The sequence below is a fragment of the Achromobacter sp. ACM02 genome (genome assembly GCF_014851605.1).
GTDB classification, from domain to species: Bacteria; Pseudomonadota; Gammaproteobacteria; order Burkholderiales; family Burkholderiaceae_B; genus Achromobacter; species Achromobacter aegrifaciens.
On the sequence record NZ_JACUZY010000011.1, the window covers coordinates 127,348 to 140,911 of the forward strand.

The 13,564-nt window shown below is 64.0% G+C and carries 10 protein-coding genes, 1 tRNA gene and 1 pseudogene; 7 read left to right on the forward strand and 5 right to left on the reverse strand.

Annotated features, from left to right (window positions below; translation table 11 throughout):
* Positions 1-305: 305 nt before the first annotated feature.
* From IB258_RS27695 to IB258_RS27710, 4 genes are all read left to right on the forward strand, one after another.
* The gene (locus IB258_RS27695; protein ID WP_370127010.1) at positions 306-2,222 is read left to right on the forward strand and encodes a PrkA family serine protein kinase; all 1,917 of its coding nucleotides are present in this window, start codon (positions 306-308) and stop codon (positions 2,220-2,222) included.
* Between the two features lie 12 nt (positions 2,223-2,234).
* Positions 2,235-3,494, forward strand: coding sequence for a YeaH/YhbH family protein (locus IB258_RS27700; RefSeq protein WP_054458415.1), 1,260 nt, complete (start codon positions 2,235-2,237; stop codon positions 3,492-3,494).
* A complete protein-coding gene (locus IB258_RS27705; protein WP_082401331.1) occupies positions 3,491-5,047 on the forward strand; it encodes a SpoVR family protein in 1,557 nt (518 codons plus the stop codon). Before IB258_RS27700 ends, IB258_RS27705 begins: the two co-directional genes overlap by 4 nt.
* A 131-nt stretch (positions 5,048-5,178) precedes the next feature.
* Positions 5,179-5,269: transfer RNA gene (locus IB258_RS27710), tRNA-Ser, on the forward strand.
* Between the two features lie 129 nt (positions 5,270-5,398).
* Here the strand turns inward: IB258_RS27710 and IB258_RS27715 are convergent.
* The 3 genes from IB258_RS27715 to IB258_RS27725 form a co-directional block, all read right to left on the reverse strand.
* A complete protein-coding gene (locus IB258_RS27715; protein ID WP_192353475.1) occupies positions 5,399-7,270 on the reverse strand; it encodes a PhoX family phosphatase in 1,872 nt (623 codons plus the stop codon).
* Positions 7,271-7,452: 182 nt separating this feature from the next.
* On the reverse strand, positions 7,453-8,733 hold the full coding sequence (locus IB258_RS27720) for a hypothetical protein (RefSeq protein WP_192353476.1): 1,281 nt from the start codon (positions 8,731-8,733) through the stop codon (positions 7,453-7,455).
* A 63-nt stretch (positions 8,734-8,796) separates the two neighbouring features.
* Positions 8,797-9,786 carry a tripartite tricarboxylate transporter substrate binding protein gene (locus tag IB258_RS27725; RefSeq protein WP_175181744.1) on the reverse strand — a complete coding sequence of 330 codons (990 nt, stop codon included), beginning with the start codon at positions 9,784-9,786 and terminating at the stop codon, positions 8,797-8,799.
* A gap of 140 nt (positions 9,787-9,926) precedes the next feature.
* On the opposite strand from IB258_RS27725, the gene IB258_RS27730 reads away from it, so the two are divergent.
* On the forward strand, positions 9,927-10,832 hold the full coding sequence (locus IB258_RS27730) for a LysR substrate-binding domain-containing protein (RefSeq protein ID WP_054458422.1): 906 nt from the start codon (positions 9,927-9,929) through the stop codon (positions 10,830-10,832).
* Positions 10,833-10,884: 52 nt separating this feature from the next.
* On the opposite strand, the gene IB258_RS27735 is transcribed toward IB258_RS27730, so the two are convergent.
* Positions 10,885-11,112: a hypothetical protein gene (locus IB258_RS27735; RefSeq protein ID WP_054458424.1), complete on the reverse strand. Its 228-nt coding sequence runs from the start codon at positions 11,110-11,112 to the stop codon at positions 10,885-10,887.
* Between the two features lie 199 nt (positions 11,113-11,311).
* Between IB258_RS27735 and IB258_RS27740 the strand changes: the two genes are divergently transcribed.
* Complete coding sequence (locus IB258_RS27740) at positions 11,312-12,241, forward strand: hypothetical protein (protein ID WP_192353477.1); 930 nt, start codon at positions 11,312-11,314, stop codon at positions 12,239-12,241.
* Between the two features lie 44 nt (positions 12,242-12,285).
* Here the strand turns inward: IB258_RS27740 and IB258_RS30555 are convergent.
* A pseudogene (locus IB258_RS30555) lies at positions 12,286-12,432 on the reverse strand (type II toxin-antitoxin system RelE/ParE family toxin); the annotation flags it as partial.
* A 236-nt stretch (positions 12,433-12,668) separates the two neighbouring features.
* Here IB258_RS30555 and nadC point away from each other — a divergent pair.
* Entirely contained in the window at positions 12,669-13,553 is an 885-nt protein-coding gene (gene nadC / locus IB258_RS27750; RefSeq protein ID WP_192353478.1) for a carboxylating nicotinate-nucleotide diphosphorylase, read from the forward strand.
* Positions 13,554-13,564 lie beyond the last annotated feature (11 nt).

A 13,564-nucleotide genomic window follows, 5' to 3' on the forward strand; every position in this document is an offset into this window, starting at 1 on the left:
TCATTGCTGAGCATTTCATGTGCGGATGCACCATGCACGCACACATACAGCGATATGCTGAAGTCGAACGAGTGAACTTATTCACTTAAGTTGCATTCCCTGACGGAACTTGCATCCGAAGAGTGCAGCCTAACTGGAAAGGGCCTGATCATGCCTTTGGTTGATGTGTGGCGAAAGCAACATACCATCCGGCCGACAGTGCTTATCGCGAGATTGTCTAGTAATGCGCGAGCGCTGAGGCACAATGGGGGCAGGTAGGGACGTATTGGATTTTTCGCGTGTTGTAGGAGGTTTCCGTGCAAAACATCGTCGAAGGCTTCAAGTCGCAGTATGCAAGAGAGCAGGAATCGGAACTCTCTCTCGAGGAGTACCTCAACCTCGCCAAAAGCGATCCCATGGCGTACGCCAGCCCCGCAGAACGCATGCTGGCGGCAATAGGCGAACCCGAAGTCGTGGATACGCGCAACGACCCACGTCTTTCCCGTTTGTTTTCCAACCGGACCATCCGACGCTATCCGGCGTTCCAGGAGTTCTACGGCATGGAGGACGTGATCGGACAGATCGTCGCGTTCTTCAAGCACGCCGCGCAGGGACTGGAAGAGCGCAAGCAAATCCTCTATCTGCTGGGCCCGGTGGGCGGCGGCAAGTCGTCCATCGCGGAGCGGCTCAAGTCGCTGATGGAGGCCTATCCCATCTACGCCCTGAAGGGGTCGCCGGTCAACGAATCGCCGCTCGGACTGTTCCACCCGGAACGTTTTGGCGACACGCTTGAAAAGGAATACGGCATCCCGCGGCGCTACCTGAGCGGCATCATGTCCCCCTGGGCCGTGAAGCGCCTGAAGGAGTTCGACGGCGACATCTCGAAGTTCCGCGTCGTGCGCCTGAACCCGTCGGTGCTGCGCCAGATCGCCATCGCCAAGACTGAACCTGGCGACGAGAACAACCAGGACATTTCGTCGCTGGTGGGCAAGGTCGACATCCGCATGCTCGACCGCCACTCGCAGGACGATCCGGATGCCTACAGCTACTCTGGCGGGCTGTGCCTGGCCAACCAGGGGCTGCTTGAATTCGTCGAGATGTTCAAGGCCCCGATCAAGATGCTGCACCCCTTGCTGACGGCAACCCAGGAAGGCAACTTCAAGGGCACCGAAGGCTTTTCCGCGATCCCGTTCAACGGCGCCATCCTGGCCCACTCGAACGAATCGGAATGGCAGACCTTCCGCAACAACAAGCACAACGAGGCGTTCCTCGACCGTATCTACATCGTCAAGGTGCCTTACTGCCTGCAGGTGTCGGAAGAGGTCCGCATCTACGAAAAGCTGCTGCACCACAGTTCGCTGTCGGCGGCGCCATGCGCCCCGGGAACGTTGGACATGATGGCGCAGTTCTCGGTCCTGACGCGCCTGAAGGAACCCGAAAATTCCAGCATCTATTCGAAGCTGCGCGTCTACGACGGCGAAAGCCTGAAGGACGTGGATCCCAAGGCCAAGGCCCTGCAGGAATACAAGGACTATGCCGGCACAGATGAAGGCATGACCGGGGTGTCGACGCGTTTCGCGTACAAGATCCTGTCCAGCGTCTTCAACTACGACCAGACCGAAGTCGCCGCCAACCCGGTGCACCTGATGTACGTGCTCGAGCAGCGGATCGGCCGCGAAGACTACCCCGAGGAAATCCGCCGGCGCTATCTTGAATTCATCAAGGGCTACCTGGCGCCGCGCTACGCGGAATTCATCGGCAAGGAAATCCAGACCGCCTACCTCGAGTCCTACTCGGAATACGGCCAGAACATCTTCGACCGCTACGTGACCTTTGCCGACTGCTGGATCCAGGACGAGGAATTCCGCGACCCGGAAACCGGCGAAAGCTTCGACCGCAGCGCGCTCAACGACGAACTGGAAAAGATCGAGAAGCCGGCCGGCATCGCCAACCCGAAGGACTTCCGCAACGAGATCGTCAACTTCGTGCTGCGGGCGCGCGCCAACAACAACGGCCGCAACCCGACCTGGACCAGCTATGAAAAGCTGCGCGAAGTGATCGAGAAGAAGATGTTCTCGAACACCGAAGACCTGTTGCCGGTGATCTCGTTCAACGCCAAGGCGTCGGCCGAGGACAAGTCCAAGCACCAGAGTTTCGTGGATCGCATGGTTGAAAAGGGCTACACGGAAAAGCAGGTAAGACTGCTGTGCGAGTGGTATCTCCGTGTGAGGAAGTCTTCCTGAGCGAGGTGAATCATGAATTCACTCATCGATCGCCGTCTTAACGGGCGCAATAAAAGCGCCGTCAACCGGGAGCGTTTTCTCCGGCGTTATAAGAACCAGATCCGCAAGGCGGTACATGGGATGATCCGCGACCGCTCCATCCAGGACATGGATCAGGGCGGCGAGATCAACCTGCCCGCCCGCGACATCTCCGAGCCGACCTTCCATCACGGCCAGGGCGGCGACCGCGAGATCGTGCACCCCGGCAACCGCGAGTTTGCCAAGGGAGACACGTTCGACCGGCCGCAAGGCGGGCAGGGGGAAGGCGGCTCCGAGCCGGGCGAAGGCGAATCGGTCGACCAGTTCACCTTCAGCCTGTCGCGGGCGGAATTCCTGAACCTGTTCTTCGAGGACCTGGAACTGCCGCACATGGCGCGCACGCAGCTGGGCGAGGTCAGCCAGAAGAAATGGCAGCGCGCTGGCTACACGACCACGGGCTCGCCCAGCATGCTGAGCATCAGCCGCACGCTCAAGTCTTCGCTGGCGCGCCGCGTATCGCTCGGCGTGAAGGCGCGCGCCGATCTGGAGGATGCCGAGGAGCGCCTGGCCAAGGCGCTGGAAGCGGGCGCTCCCGCCGACGAGATCAAGGCGCTGGAGCAGGACGTCGAAGGTTGCCGCGAACGCCTGGCCCGCGTGCCTTTCCTGGACGACCTGGACCTGCGCTACCGCAACCGGGTGTCGGTGGCCATCCCGATGGCGCGCGCCGTCATGTTCTGCCTGATGGACGTGTCGGGCTCCATGGACGAAAACAAGAAGGACCTGGCCAAGCGCTTCTTTTCGCTGCTTTACCTGTTCCTGTCGCGCAAGTACGAACACGTGGACCTGGTTTTCATCCGCCATACCGACAACGCCGAGGAAGTCGACGAACATACCTTCTTCTACGATCCCAAGAGCGGCGGCACCATCGTGCTGTCGGCGCTGGAACTGATGCGCGAGATCCTGGAGAAGCGCTATCCGCCGACCGCCTGGAACGTGTACGCGGCGCAGGCCAGCGACGGCGACTCGTTCGGCGCCGACGCGGGCAAGAGCGCGCGCTTCCTGGCCGAACATCTGCTGCCGGCCACGCGCTACTTTGCCTACATCGAAGTGCCCGACTCGCAGGAGGCGCGCAAGAGCAGCCTGTGGGCGGAATATGAACAGAAACTGGAGCCGCATTTCGTCATGCGGCGCATCTGCGAACGCGGCGAGATCTTCCCCGTGTTCCATGACCTGTTCAAAAAGGAAACCGCATGAATGCCATCGTGGGAGCGCTCGTGGAACCGGAGGCCGCCGGCAGCGCTCGGCCCATCTCCCAGGGTTCCGAATGGACCTTCGAACTGATCCAGTCCTATGACGACGCGATCTCCAAGGTCGCCGCCGAATACGGACTGGACACGTACCCGAACCAGATCGAGGTAATCACCTCGGAACAGATGCTGGATGCCTATGCGTCGGCCGGTCTGCCTATCGGCTATCCGCACTGGTCGTACGGCAAGGAATTCATCCGCAACGAGCAGTTCTACCGCCGCGGCATGCAGGGGCTGGCGTACGAGATCGTCATCAACTCCAACCCTTGCATCTCCTATCTCATGGAAGAGAACTCCATGACGATGCAGGCGCTGGTGATCGCCCACGCCTGTTACGGCCACAACTCGTTCTTCAAGGGCAATTACCTGTTCCGGCAATGGACCGATGCCGACGGTGTGCTGGACTACCTGGTCTTCGCGCGCAAATACGTCATGTCCTGCGAGGACCGCTATGGCATCGACGCGGTGGAATCCTTGCTCGATTCCTGCCACGCGCTCTCGCACCACGGCGTGGACCGCTACAAGCGCCCCACGCCCATTTCCTACAAGGAAGAGGCCGCGCGCCAGGCCGAACGCCAGGAACATGCCCGGCTGCAGTACAACGATCTGTGGCGTACCCTGCCGCGCCTGGAGGCCGACAAGGACACCCACGTCGAGGCCTCGGTGTTTCCGCCGGAGCCCGAAGAGAACTTGCTGTACTTCATCGAGAAGTATTCGCCCAAGCTCGCGCCGTGGCAGAAGGAACTGGTGCGCATCGTCCGCAAGGTCGCGCAATACTTCTATCCGCAGACCCAGACCAAGGTCATGAACGAAGGCTGGGCCACGTTCTGGCACTACACCATCCTGAACCGGCTGCATGAAAAAGGCTTGGTCAACGACGGCTTCATGATGGAGTTCCTGCAAAGCCACACCAACGTGGTCAGCCAGCGCGGCTTCGACGAACGCGGCTACGGCGGCATCAACCCCTATGCGCTGGGCTTTGCCATGATGTCCGACATCCGCCGCATCTGCGAGGCGCCGACGGCCGAGGACCGGCGCTGGTTCCCCGACATCGCCGGCGGCGACTGGCTGAAGACGCTGGACTTCGCCATGCGCAACTTCAAGGACGAGTCCTTCATCTCGCAATACCTGTCGCCCCGCCTGATCCGCGAGTTCCGTTTCTTCGCGATCTCCGACCACCAGGCCAACCCCAAGCTCGAAGTCGCCGCCATCCACGACGACGAAGGCTACCGCGACATCCGCCGCCTGCTGGCTGCGCAACACAACCGCGACAACATGGTGCCGGACATCCAGGTGGTCCGCTTCAACCGCGACTCCGACCGCTCGCTGGTGCTGCGCCACCTGAAGAGCCGCGGCCGCCCGCTGGCGGGCGAGGACGCCGAACAGGTGATGAAGCACCTGGCCCGACTGTGGGGTTTCAGGGTGCGGCTGGAAGAGACCGAGCCGGACGGCACCGTCAGCTCCTACCGGGAACAGGACCCGCCGGCATCAGCCTCCTAGTGGTCGGTCAAAGCAGGGGACGCCGTTGGCGTCCCCTTTTCTTTGTCCGCTTGTCGGCGTTGTGCGAAATCTGCTAGAATCGCGGATTCGCATTTTCTGCAGCGGCTCGCCCGCAGCGAAAATCGCAGATAGGACAGGTGGCCGAGTGGTTGAAGGCGCACGCCTGGAAAGCGTGTATACGTCAAAAGCGTATCGGGGGTTCGAATCCCCCTCTGTCCGCCAGAATTCGCACTGCAAAGCAGTACACAAAAAACCCGCAAGCGCTCAAGCCTTGCGGGTTTTTTGCATTTTCGCGGCATTAAAAAACGCCGCCCGGCGTAATTTGCCGGGCGGCGTCTTGGACCGGAACGCCTACGCGCCCACCGGCTTCCCATCAATACGCCGCACCACCACCGTAGCCGAGCGCGCATCGCCGCCGCCGGCACGCAACGTGTTCCACGTCTGATCCGGGTGCTGGATGTTGATGAAGAACGTGGTCAGGTCCGGCGTGTAGGCGATGCCGGTGATTTCGCAGCCCAGCGGGCCGACCAGGAAGCGCTTGGATTCGCCGGTCTTCTGGTCGATGTAGTACATCGAGTTGTTGCCGAAGAAGTCCGTGGTCGAGGCGCTGGTGCCGGCGTCGGTCTGGACCCACAGGCGGCCCTTGGGGTCGACGCGGATGCCGTCGGGGCTGGAGAAGGTGTCGCCGTTGACGTTGCCCGTCAGGTTGGCGGCCACGCCGTCGGCCTTGTCGCGGCCGGCCAGCAGCAGCAGGTCCCACTCGAAGGTGGTGGCCAGGGGCGAGTCGCCGCGCTCGTGCCAGCGGATGATGTGGCCGTGCGAGTTGTTGACGCGCGGGTTGGCGGCGCTGGTGCGCTTGCGGCTGCCGTTGTTGGTCAGCGTGCAGTACACGGTCTTGTCCACGCCCACCGTGATCCATTCCGGGCGGTCCATCAGCGTGGCGCCGGCGACGCGGGCGGCGGCGCCGGTGTTGACCAGCACGTCGGCCTGCGTATTGAAGTTGACGAGCTTGCCGGTGATCACGGTGCCGCTGGCGACCTGCGTGAAATTGCCGGGATCGGTGGCGCCGGCGGTCAGGTTGTTCTTGCCCACGGTCAGTTCGACCCAGTTGCCGCTGCCGTCGTCATTGAAGCGCGCGGCGTACAGCGTGCCTTCGTCCAGCAGGCCCATGTTGGCGGCGCGGTTGGCGGGATCGTACGGCTTGCTCGGCACGAACTTGTAGATGCAGCCAGGCGTGGTGTCGTCGCCCATGTAGAAAGCAACACGGTTGTTCTCGTCCAGCATGAAGGCCGTGTTTTCATGGCTGAAGCGGCCCATCGCGGTGCGCTTGACGGCGGTCGAATCCGGGTTCTGGGGATCGATTTCCACCACCCAGCCATAGCCTTCGTCGGCCGGTTTGCCGGCGTCGCCGGTCTTGTAGTGGTAGTTGTTGAGCGTTTCTTCGCAGGTCAGATAGGTGCCCCAGGGCGTGTCGCCGCTGGAACAGTTGTTCAGCGTGCCGACGACGGTGTCGCCCACGACGGACTTGGCCGGACCGCTGACGTTGTAGACGGTGTTGCCGGTGTAGCGCTTGTTGTAGCGCGAGTCGGTCTTGACGGCCCATGCGCCATTGGCGCTGCGCGCGATTTCGATGACGGACACGCCGACGTTGGACAGGCGGGTCTTCACGCCTTCGACGCTCTGGTCCAGGGTCTCGTCGTCCAGCGCTTCATGGTTCAGCACCAGCAGGCCGCCCTGGTTGGGGTCCACGCCGGGCAGGGCATAGAAGTGCATGCCATCGTGCTGGCCGCCGGATTGGGTTTCCGTGGCGGGATAGGACTGCGGCACGCCGGCGTAGCCAGCCGAGCCGATCATGCACTTGTCGCCGGCGGAGTAGAGCACTTCGGCCACGTAGCCTGCGGGAACCGTGACGGTGTCGGCGACGATCTTGTCGGCCAGCGGGGTGAACGTGACGGAATAGTCGGGGCCGGGGGGCGGCTTGGTGCCGCCTTCGCCCGGCTCGTTGCCGGAGGTGTCGTCGTCGTCATCGTCGCTGCCGCCACAGGCGGTCAGCAGGGTCGATGCGCCGAACACGGACAGCATTGACAGGCCGAAGCTGTTCTTCAGCAAAGTGCGGCGCTGGGGATTCGCGGCGACGATTTCGTCGAACATCTGCCCGGGAACGGTGACTTCGTCTTGGGCTTCGCGATAGGGGGCGCGCAATTTATCAGTCAAGTAAGACATTCCAACCTCATAGTGTCGCGATCGAGTCGCTCAATTGTTTGTAAGCAAAACGAAAGCGAGGTTAAGGGTCGGTCGTTACAACGGGGTGACGATAGTGTGAAGTCCTTATGGTTAAGTGGGTAGTCCGCCGCCTGACCGAGCCCGTGATCGGAATTCCGGTTGAGGCGGCGGCGTTGCGATTGTCAGTCTTGCGGCCCGACGATGGGCGTGACGTCCAGCACATACATCTGCCGCTCGCCTTCGTGCACGGAGTCGATGCAGACCTGCGTGCCGTCGCGGCTCCAGCGCGGATGCAGGTCGCAGCGGTTTTCCTTGGACAGATTGGGATCGGCGTAGAAGCTGCCCAGCGAATGGCGCAGGCCGGTCTGCATGTCGTAGAGGAACAGGATGCGCTCGTGCGTGGTCGAGTCCGGATAGGTGTCGCTGAGCAGCCAGCGCGTGTTCACGGGAGAGTAGGTCATGTGGCCGTTCTCCGTCAGCACGCCGTCGCCCACGACCTGGACCGCGCCGCCGGGCGCATCGCGGTAGAGGTGGTAGTGGATGCTGCCGTCATGCGGGCCCCACACGATGATGGTCTGGTCGTCGCGCCACAGCGGGTGCGAGATCTGGTATTCGGATTTCTCGTAGTCGAACGTGCCGACCGCGCCGGGATCGAAGTCGTCGGCCAGTTGCGGCAGCGGATGGTCGGAGCATTCCAGCAGGCGCATGTCGCTGCCGTCGGCGTTCATGGTGATCAGCCGGTGCAGGAAGCAGGTCTCGTCCTTGACGCGTTCGGTCCAGCGGTGCAGGAACAGGATGCGGGAGGACGAAGGATTGATCTCGATATGGCTGACCCAGTGGATGGCGCGCTCCATCGAGTCGCGCGGATGGAAGTTGCGCAGGTCGGCGTAGCTGACCAGCAGGCGGTGCGCGCCGCTTTCCAGGTCCATGCTGTGGATGCCGTCGTCGGCTGGGGCGTAGTCCACGGGGCCGGGCGCGTGTTCGCTGTAGCCGATGGTCTCGTGCGTGATGTAGAGGCGGCGGTAATCCACGCAGAGCGCGTAGCGGCTGTTGGGCGCGGCCACGTAGATGGGCAGTGGCAGGTGGCGCGTCTGGCCGGTGGCGACGTTGTGGACCGCGGAGCGGAAGCCCGGATAGAAGCCGCCGTCGTCGTCGCGGCGGCAGTTGTAGATCATCTGCGGCTCGGATTCGCCGTCCAGCCATTGCAGTTGGCAGCCCATCTGCCAGTTCCAGGCCGTGGTGCTGCCCACGGCGTGGTAGCGGTCGCCGTCCTGGAGATCGAAGTAACCCACCTCGGCGCTCAACTCGGGCGTGAGCCGCGCGTCCTTGAACGGCGTGCGGTTGGCCAGCAGATAGCGGCCGTCGCGATGCCAGACGGTCTTGTTGTAGTAGCCGAAGAAATGATGGTGTGGCGTGGCGCCCAGGCGGCGGCAGGCGATGGGCGTGGCGAGCATGCGGTTCATGGATGGCAGGGCAAAGAGGAAGTCGGAAAGAAAAAAGGGCGGCGCAGGCGCCGCCCCGGGCGTTCAGCCCGCAGTGATGTGTTCGGTTTCGATGACCTGGTTCCAGCGGGCGCGTTCGCGTTCGACGAAGGCGCGCGCGTCGGCGGGGCTGTTGCCCACCGGAGTCATGCCCAGGCGCTCCAGGCCTTCGCGGAATGCCGGGTCGGCGTAGACGCGGCGCAGGTCGGCGCTGATCTTTTCGATCAGCGCGTCCGGTACGTCCTTGCTGGCGGCCAGCGTGGTCCAGGACGTCACGGTCAGGCCGGGCAGGCCTGCTTCGGCGGCGGTGGGGACGTCGGGCAGGGCTGGCGAGCGCGTGGCGCCGGTGATGGCCAGCGCCTTCAGCTTCTTGGCCTGGATGTAGCCGATGGTGGTGGGCACGTTCTCGAACAGCAACTGGATCTGGCCGCCCAGCAGGTCGTTGGTGGCGGCCGAGCTGCCGCGGTACGGGATGTGCACGATGGGCGCCTGCGCGGCCATCTTGTAGAGTTCGCCCACCATGTGCACGGACGAGCCCACGCCGGCCGAGCCGAAGTGCAGCGTTTCCGGCTTGGCCTTTGCCAGCGCGGTGAGTTCGGCCAGGGTGTTGGCTTCCAGCGCGGGGTTGGCCACCACCACGTGCGGCATCTCGGCCACGATGGTGATCAGCTTCAGATCGCGGGCGGGTTGGTAGTTGAGGTTCTTGTAGACCCCGTAGGTGGCATGCAGGCCGATGGAGCCCAGCAGCAGCGTATAGCCGTCCGGCCCCGAGTCGGCGACGAACTTGCCGCCGATGTGCCCGCCCGCGCCGGGGCGGTTTTCCACCACTACCGACTGGCCGTAGAGCTTGCCCAGGTGTTCGGCCAACAGCCGTCCCTGGATATCGGAGCTGCCGCCCGCGGTGAAGGGCACGATGATGCGCACCGGGCGGTCGGGATAGTTGGCTTGCGCGTGCGCGGCCAGCGGCAGGGCGGCTGCCGTCAGGCCCAGGCACAGCGTTTGCAGGAGTTGGCGCCAGGAGCGGCGGAGGTTCATGTGGTTTCCCCTGGAAGGTTGGGTAGTGCGGGGGGCGCATCTGGCGGCGCCCTTGGGAAAACCAGTGTAGGAGTCCTCATGTATTTGAAAAAATTCTTTTTTCAACATAGGCTATGCAAGTTTGCTATACATTGCCCGCCATGAGCCGACCCCTGAATTTCCGCCAGATCGAAGCCTTCCATGCGGTCATGCTGGCCGGCACCACTACCGGCGCGGCGCAGATGCTGCGCACCACCCAGCCCTCGGTCAGCCGGCTGCTGGCGCAGGTGCAGCAGGCCAGCGGCCTGAAGCTGTTCGACATGGAGCGCGGCCGCTTGCGGCCCACGCGCGAGGCCAAGGATCTGTTCGATACCGTGCAGCGGCACTTCGTGGGGCTGGAGCGCATCGAGGACCGCGTTGCCGCGATGCGGCGCAGCGGCAGCGGCGTGCTGCGGCTGGCCTGCACCCCGGCGCTGGGCCTGGGCGTGCTGCCCGGCGCGATCGAGACCTTCGCGCAGCGCTATCCCGAGGTACACATCAACATGCAGACCGTGGGCAGCCAGTATCTGCGGGAAGGGTTGCTGCACGGCACCTACGACCTGGTGGTGACTACGGCGCCCATGGACGGCGCACAGCTGGAAATGCAGGCCTTGCACGAAAGCGCGGCGGTTTGCGTGATGCGGCCCGACCATCCGCTGGCCGCGCAGCCGTCCGTCGACATCATGGACCTGGACGGGCGCCGCCTGCTGGTGCTGAACGCGGATGACGACGTCTATCTGCAGCTGCGCGGCGCGATGCAGGAACACCAGGCGCAGCCCGCCTCGGAAATCGAGACCACCTATTCATCCACCATCTGCGCGCTGGCTGCCGCCGGCAGCGGCCTGGGCGTGGTCAATCCCTACATCGCCGCGGTGTTCGCGGACCGTTTGGCGATACGGCCGTTCACGCCGCGCCTGCCGGTGCGCGTCAGCATGGCTTACCCCGCGCAGACCGCGCCGTCGTCGGTGACCGAGGCCTTCGTGGAGATCCTGGCGCGCGGTTTCCAGGCGCAGCCGGACGCGACCTGAGCGCGGCAGGGGCCGCGCCCGGGCTCGCGTATCATCTGGCCATCGCGTCGGCTCAGCTCTTGCGGTTTTCGTAAGACGTATCCAGCACGTCATCTTCCGGGGTGATGATGCCGGGTTCGCCAGGTTCCGCCATGGCGCGTCCGCGCCTTGGCATGCCGGCGACCTCTTTGCTGTGGTCCGCCATCGGCAGGATTTCGGTGCCTTTGCGCGGGTCGACGGCGACGGGTTGTTCCGTTTCAGCGGCCTTGGCCGCCTGCGGATCGGGGGCGGTTTTCAACATGATGTCTGCTCCGCTTGCGGGCGTCCCGGGATGGCGACGCGCCTGGTTGCCACTTCCATCTTAGGGCCGTGCGGCCGGCTGGGAGCAGGAATGCCTGTCACGTTTGCAAGGGGCTGTTGCAGGAGCCCGACCCTTATAATTTCCGACGCCTCGCGGCTTGCCGCAAGCCGCCCGGTTTCTCACTTTCCATAAGCCTACCTTGACTGAATCCGTCGAACGCTCCGTCCATGCTGAACTCGTTGCCGTGCTGGTCGCCGTCACCAACGGCGAGCCGCGGGTGCTGACGACCGACGATGCGCGCGCCTTGCCGGCCGGTCCCTTCAAGCTGTCGCACCGTTCGCTGCAGGCCGGGCTGCGCGCCTGGGTGGAGGAGCAGACCCATCACCCGCTGGGTTACGTGGAGCAGCTCTACACCTTCGCCGACGGCGACCGCTCCGATGAATCGGGCGCGCGCGTGATGTCGGTCAGCTACCTGGGCCTGACGCGCGAGGCGGGCGAGACCGGCGTGGCGCAAGTCGGCTGGCAGGATTGGTACCGCTACTTCCCCTGGGAAGACCGGCGCACGGGCACGCCCGCGCTGGTGGAAGAAATAATCGTCCCGCGTCTGGCCGCCTGGTGCGAAGACAGTAGCGATGCGGCCGTGCGCATGCGCCGCCGCCAACGCGCCGCCATCACCTTCGGACTGGACGGCTCGCCCTGGAACGAGGACATGGTGCTGCAGCGCTACGAGCTGCTGTTCGAAGCGGGGCTGGTGCCCGAAGCGGCCCGGCGCGGGGGCAAGGGCGCCGTGGTGCCCGGCGAACCCATGCGCCACGACCACCGTCGCATCCTGGCCACCGGCATCGCGCGGCTGCGCGCCAAGATCAAGTACCGCCCCGTGGTGTTCGAGTTGATGCCCGCGCAGTTCACCCTGCTGCAATTGCAGTTGGCCGTGGAGGCGCTGGCCGGGCGCGGCCTGCACAAGCAGAATTTCCGCCGCCTCATCGAGCAGCAGGCGCTGGTCGAAGAGACGGGCGAAATGGCCACGGGCACGGCCGGCAGGCCGGCCAAGCTGTTCCGTTTTCGTCGTGACGTGCTGCTGGAGCGCGCTATTGCAGGGAGCAAGTTGCCGCTGTCTCGGGCGATGTGACGTTGAGATGCATCACGCTTGAGAGTCCAAGTCACCCAAGAGTTTTAGCGGTTCTCGCAGGTGTGCCACAGCCGCAGCACGTGGACAACCGCATCCTGGTTTTCGTAGCGAATCTCGTACTCTCCAACCAGGATTCTTCTCACCTCTCGTGGTTCGAATTGGAACAGTTGTTCGCCAATACGCGGGTTGGTCTAAGAACTTGATCTTGCCCTGCTCCTGGCGACGCCGTGATCAGCGCGAGGCGGATTTCGGACTCGATGACACGCTAATGATCTCGAAATAATCACAGTGATTAAAATTTAATCGATCACACAAGCTATTTCAAACTGGACGGAAAATGGCTGACGCTTGACAAGCCTTATGCTCGTCTCTAGCATAAGTGGTGCGCAATCTCCGCGCGCCTTTTTTTAACTGGTAAATACTCAAAATGAGCATTAAAGCCGAAGCGCCTATGACCATCGCCCGACTGCCCGTTCCCCCTCTGCCGGAAGTCATGCTGGAGCCGCTGGTGCGCGCGGCCTTGCTCGAGGACCTGGGACGCGCCGGGGACCTGACCACCGACGCCATCGTGCCCGCCGACGCCACGGCGCAGACCCGTCTGGTCGCGCGCCAGGAAGGCGTGCTGGCCGGGCTGGACCTGGCCCGCCTGGCGTTTCGCGCCATGGACCCGGGCATCAAGTTCGACGTTGCGGTGCGCGACGGCAGCGAATTGCAGCCAGGCGCGGAAATCGCCCGCATCAGCGGTAACGCCCGCGCCATGCTGACGGCTGAGCGCGTGGCGCTGAACTTCCTGTGCCATCTGAGCGGCGTGGCCAGCGCCACTGCGTCCATCGCCCGCGCCATCGAAGGGTACGGCGCCCGCGTCACCTGCACCCGCAAGACCATGCCGGGCCTGCGCGCCGTGCAGAAGTACGCGGTGCGTGTCGGCGGCGGCAGCAATCACCGCCACGGCCTGGACGACGCGGTACTGATCAAGGACAACCACATCGCGCTGGCGGGCGGGGTCGCGACGGCGGTCGAGCGGGCGCGCGCCGGCATCGGCCACATGGTCAAGATCGAACTGGAAGTGGACACGCTGGAGCAGTTGGAAACGGCGCTGTCCCTGGGCGTGGATGTGGTGCTGCTGGACAACATGGGCCTGGACGATCTGCGCCGCGCCGTGGCGATGGCGCGCGGCCGGGCCATCACCGAGGCTTCGGGGCGCATCACGCCCGAAACCGCCGCGGCGGTGGCGGCCACCGGGGTGGACCAGATCGCGGTGGGCTGGATCACCCATAGCGCCAAGGTGCTCGACATCGGCCTGGACGCCTGACCTTTCCGCCG

Coding starts and splice junctions, on each gene's coding strand:
- IB258_RS27700 (WP_054458415.1), top strand. CDS start 2,235: ATGAATTCACTCATCGATCGCCGTCTTAACGGGCGCAATAAAAGCGCC.
- IB258_RS27705 (WP_082401331.1), top strand. CDS start 3,491: ATGAATGCCATCGTGGGAGCGCTCGTGGAACCGGAGGCCGCCGGCAGC.
- IB258_RS27715 (WP_192353475.1), bottom strand. CDS start 7,270: ATGTCTTACTTGACTGATAAATTGCGCGCCCCCTATCGCGAAGCCCAA.
- IB258_RS27720 (WP_192353476.1), bottom strand. CDS start 8,733: ATGAACCGCATGCTCGCCACGCCCATCGCCTGCCGCCGCCTGGGCGCC.
- IB258_RS27725 (WP_175181744.1), bottom strand. CDS start 9,786: ATGAACCTCCGCCGCTCCTGGCGCCAACTCCTGCAAACGCTGTGCCTG.
- IB258_RS27730 (WP_054458422.1), top strand. CDS start 9,927: ATGAGCCGACCCCTGAATTTCCGCCAGATCGAAGCCTTCCATGCGGTC.
- IB258_RS27735 (WP_054458424.1), bottom strand. CDS start 11,112: ATGTTGAAAACCGCCCCCGATCCGCAGGCGGCCAAGGCCGCTGAAACG.
- nadC (WP_192353478.1), top strand. CDS start 12,669: ATGAGCATTAAAGCCGAAGCGCCTATGACCATCGCCCGACTGCCCGTT.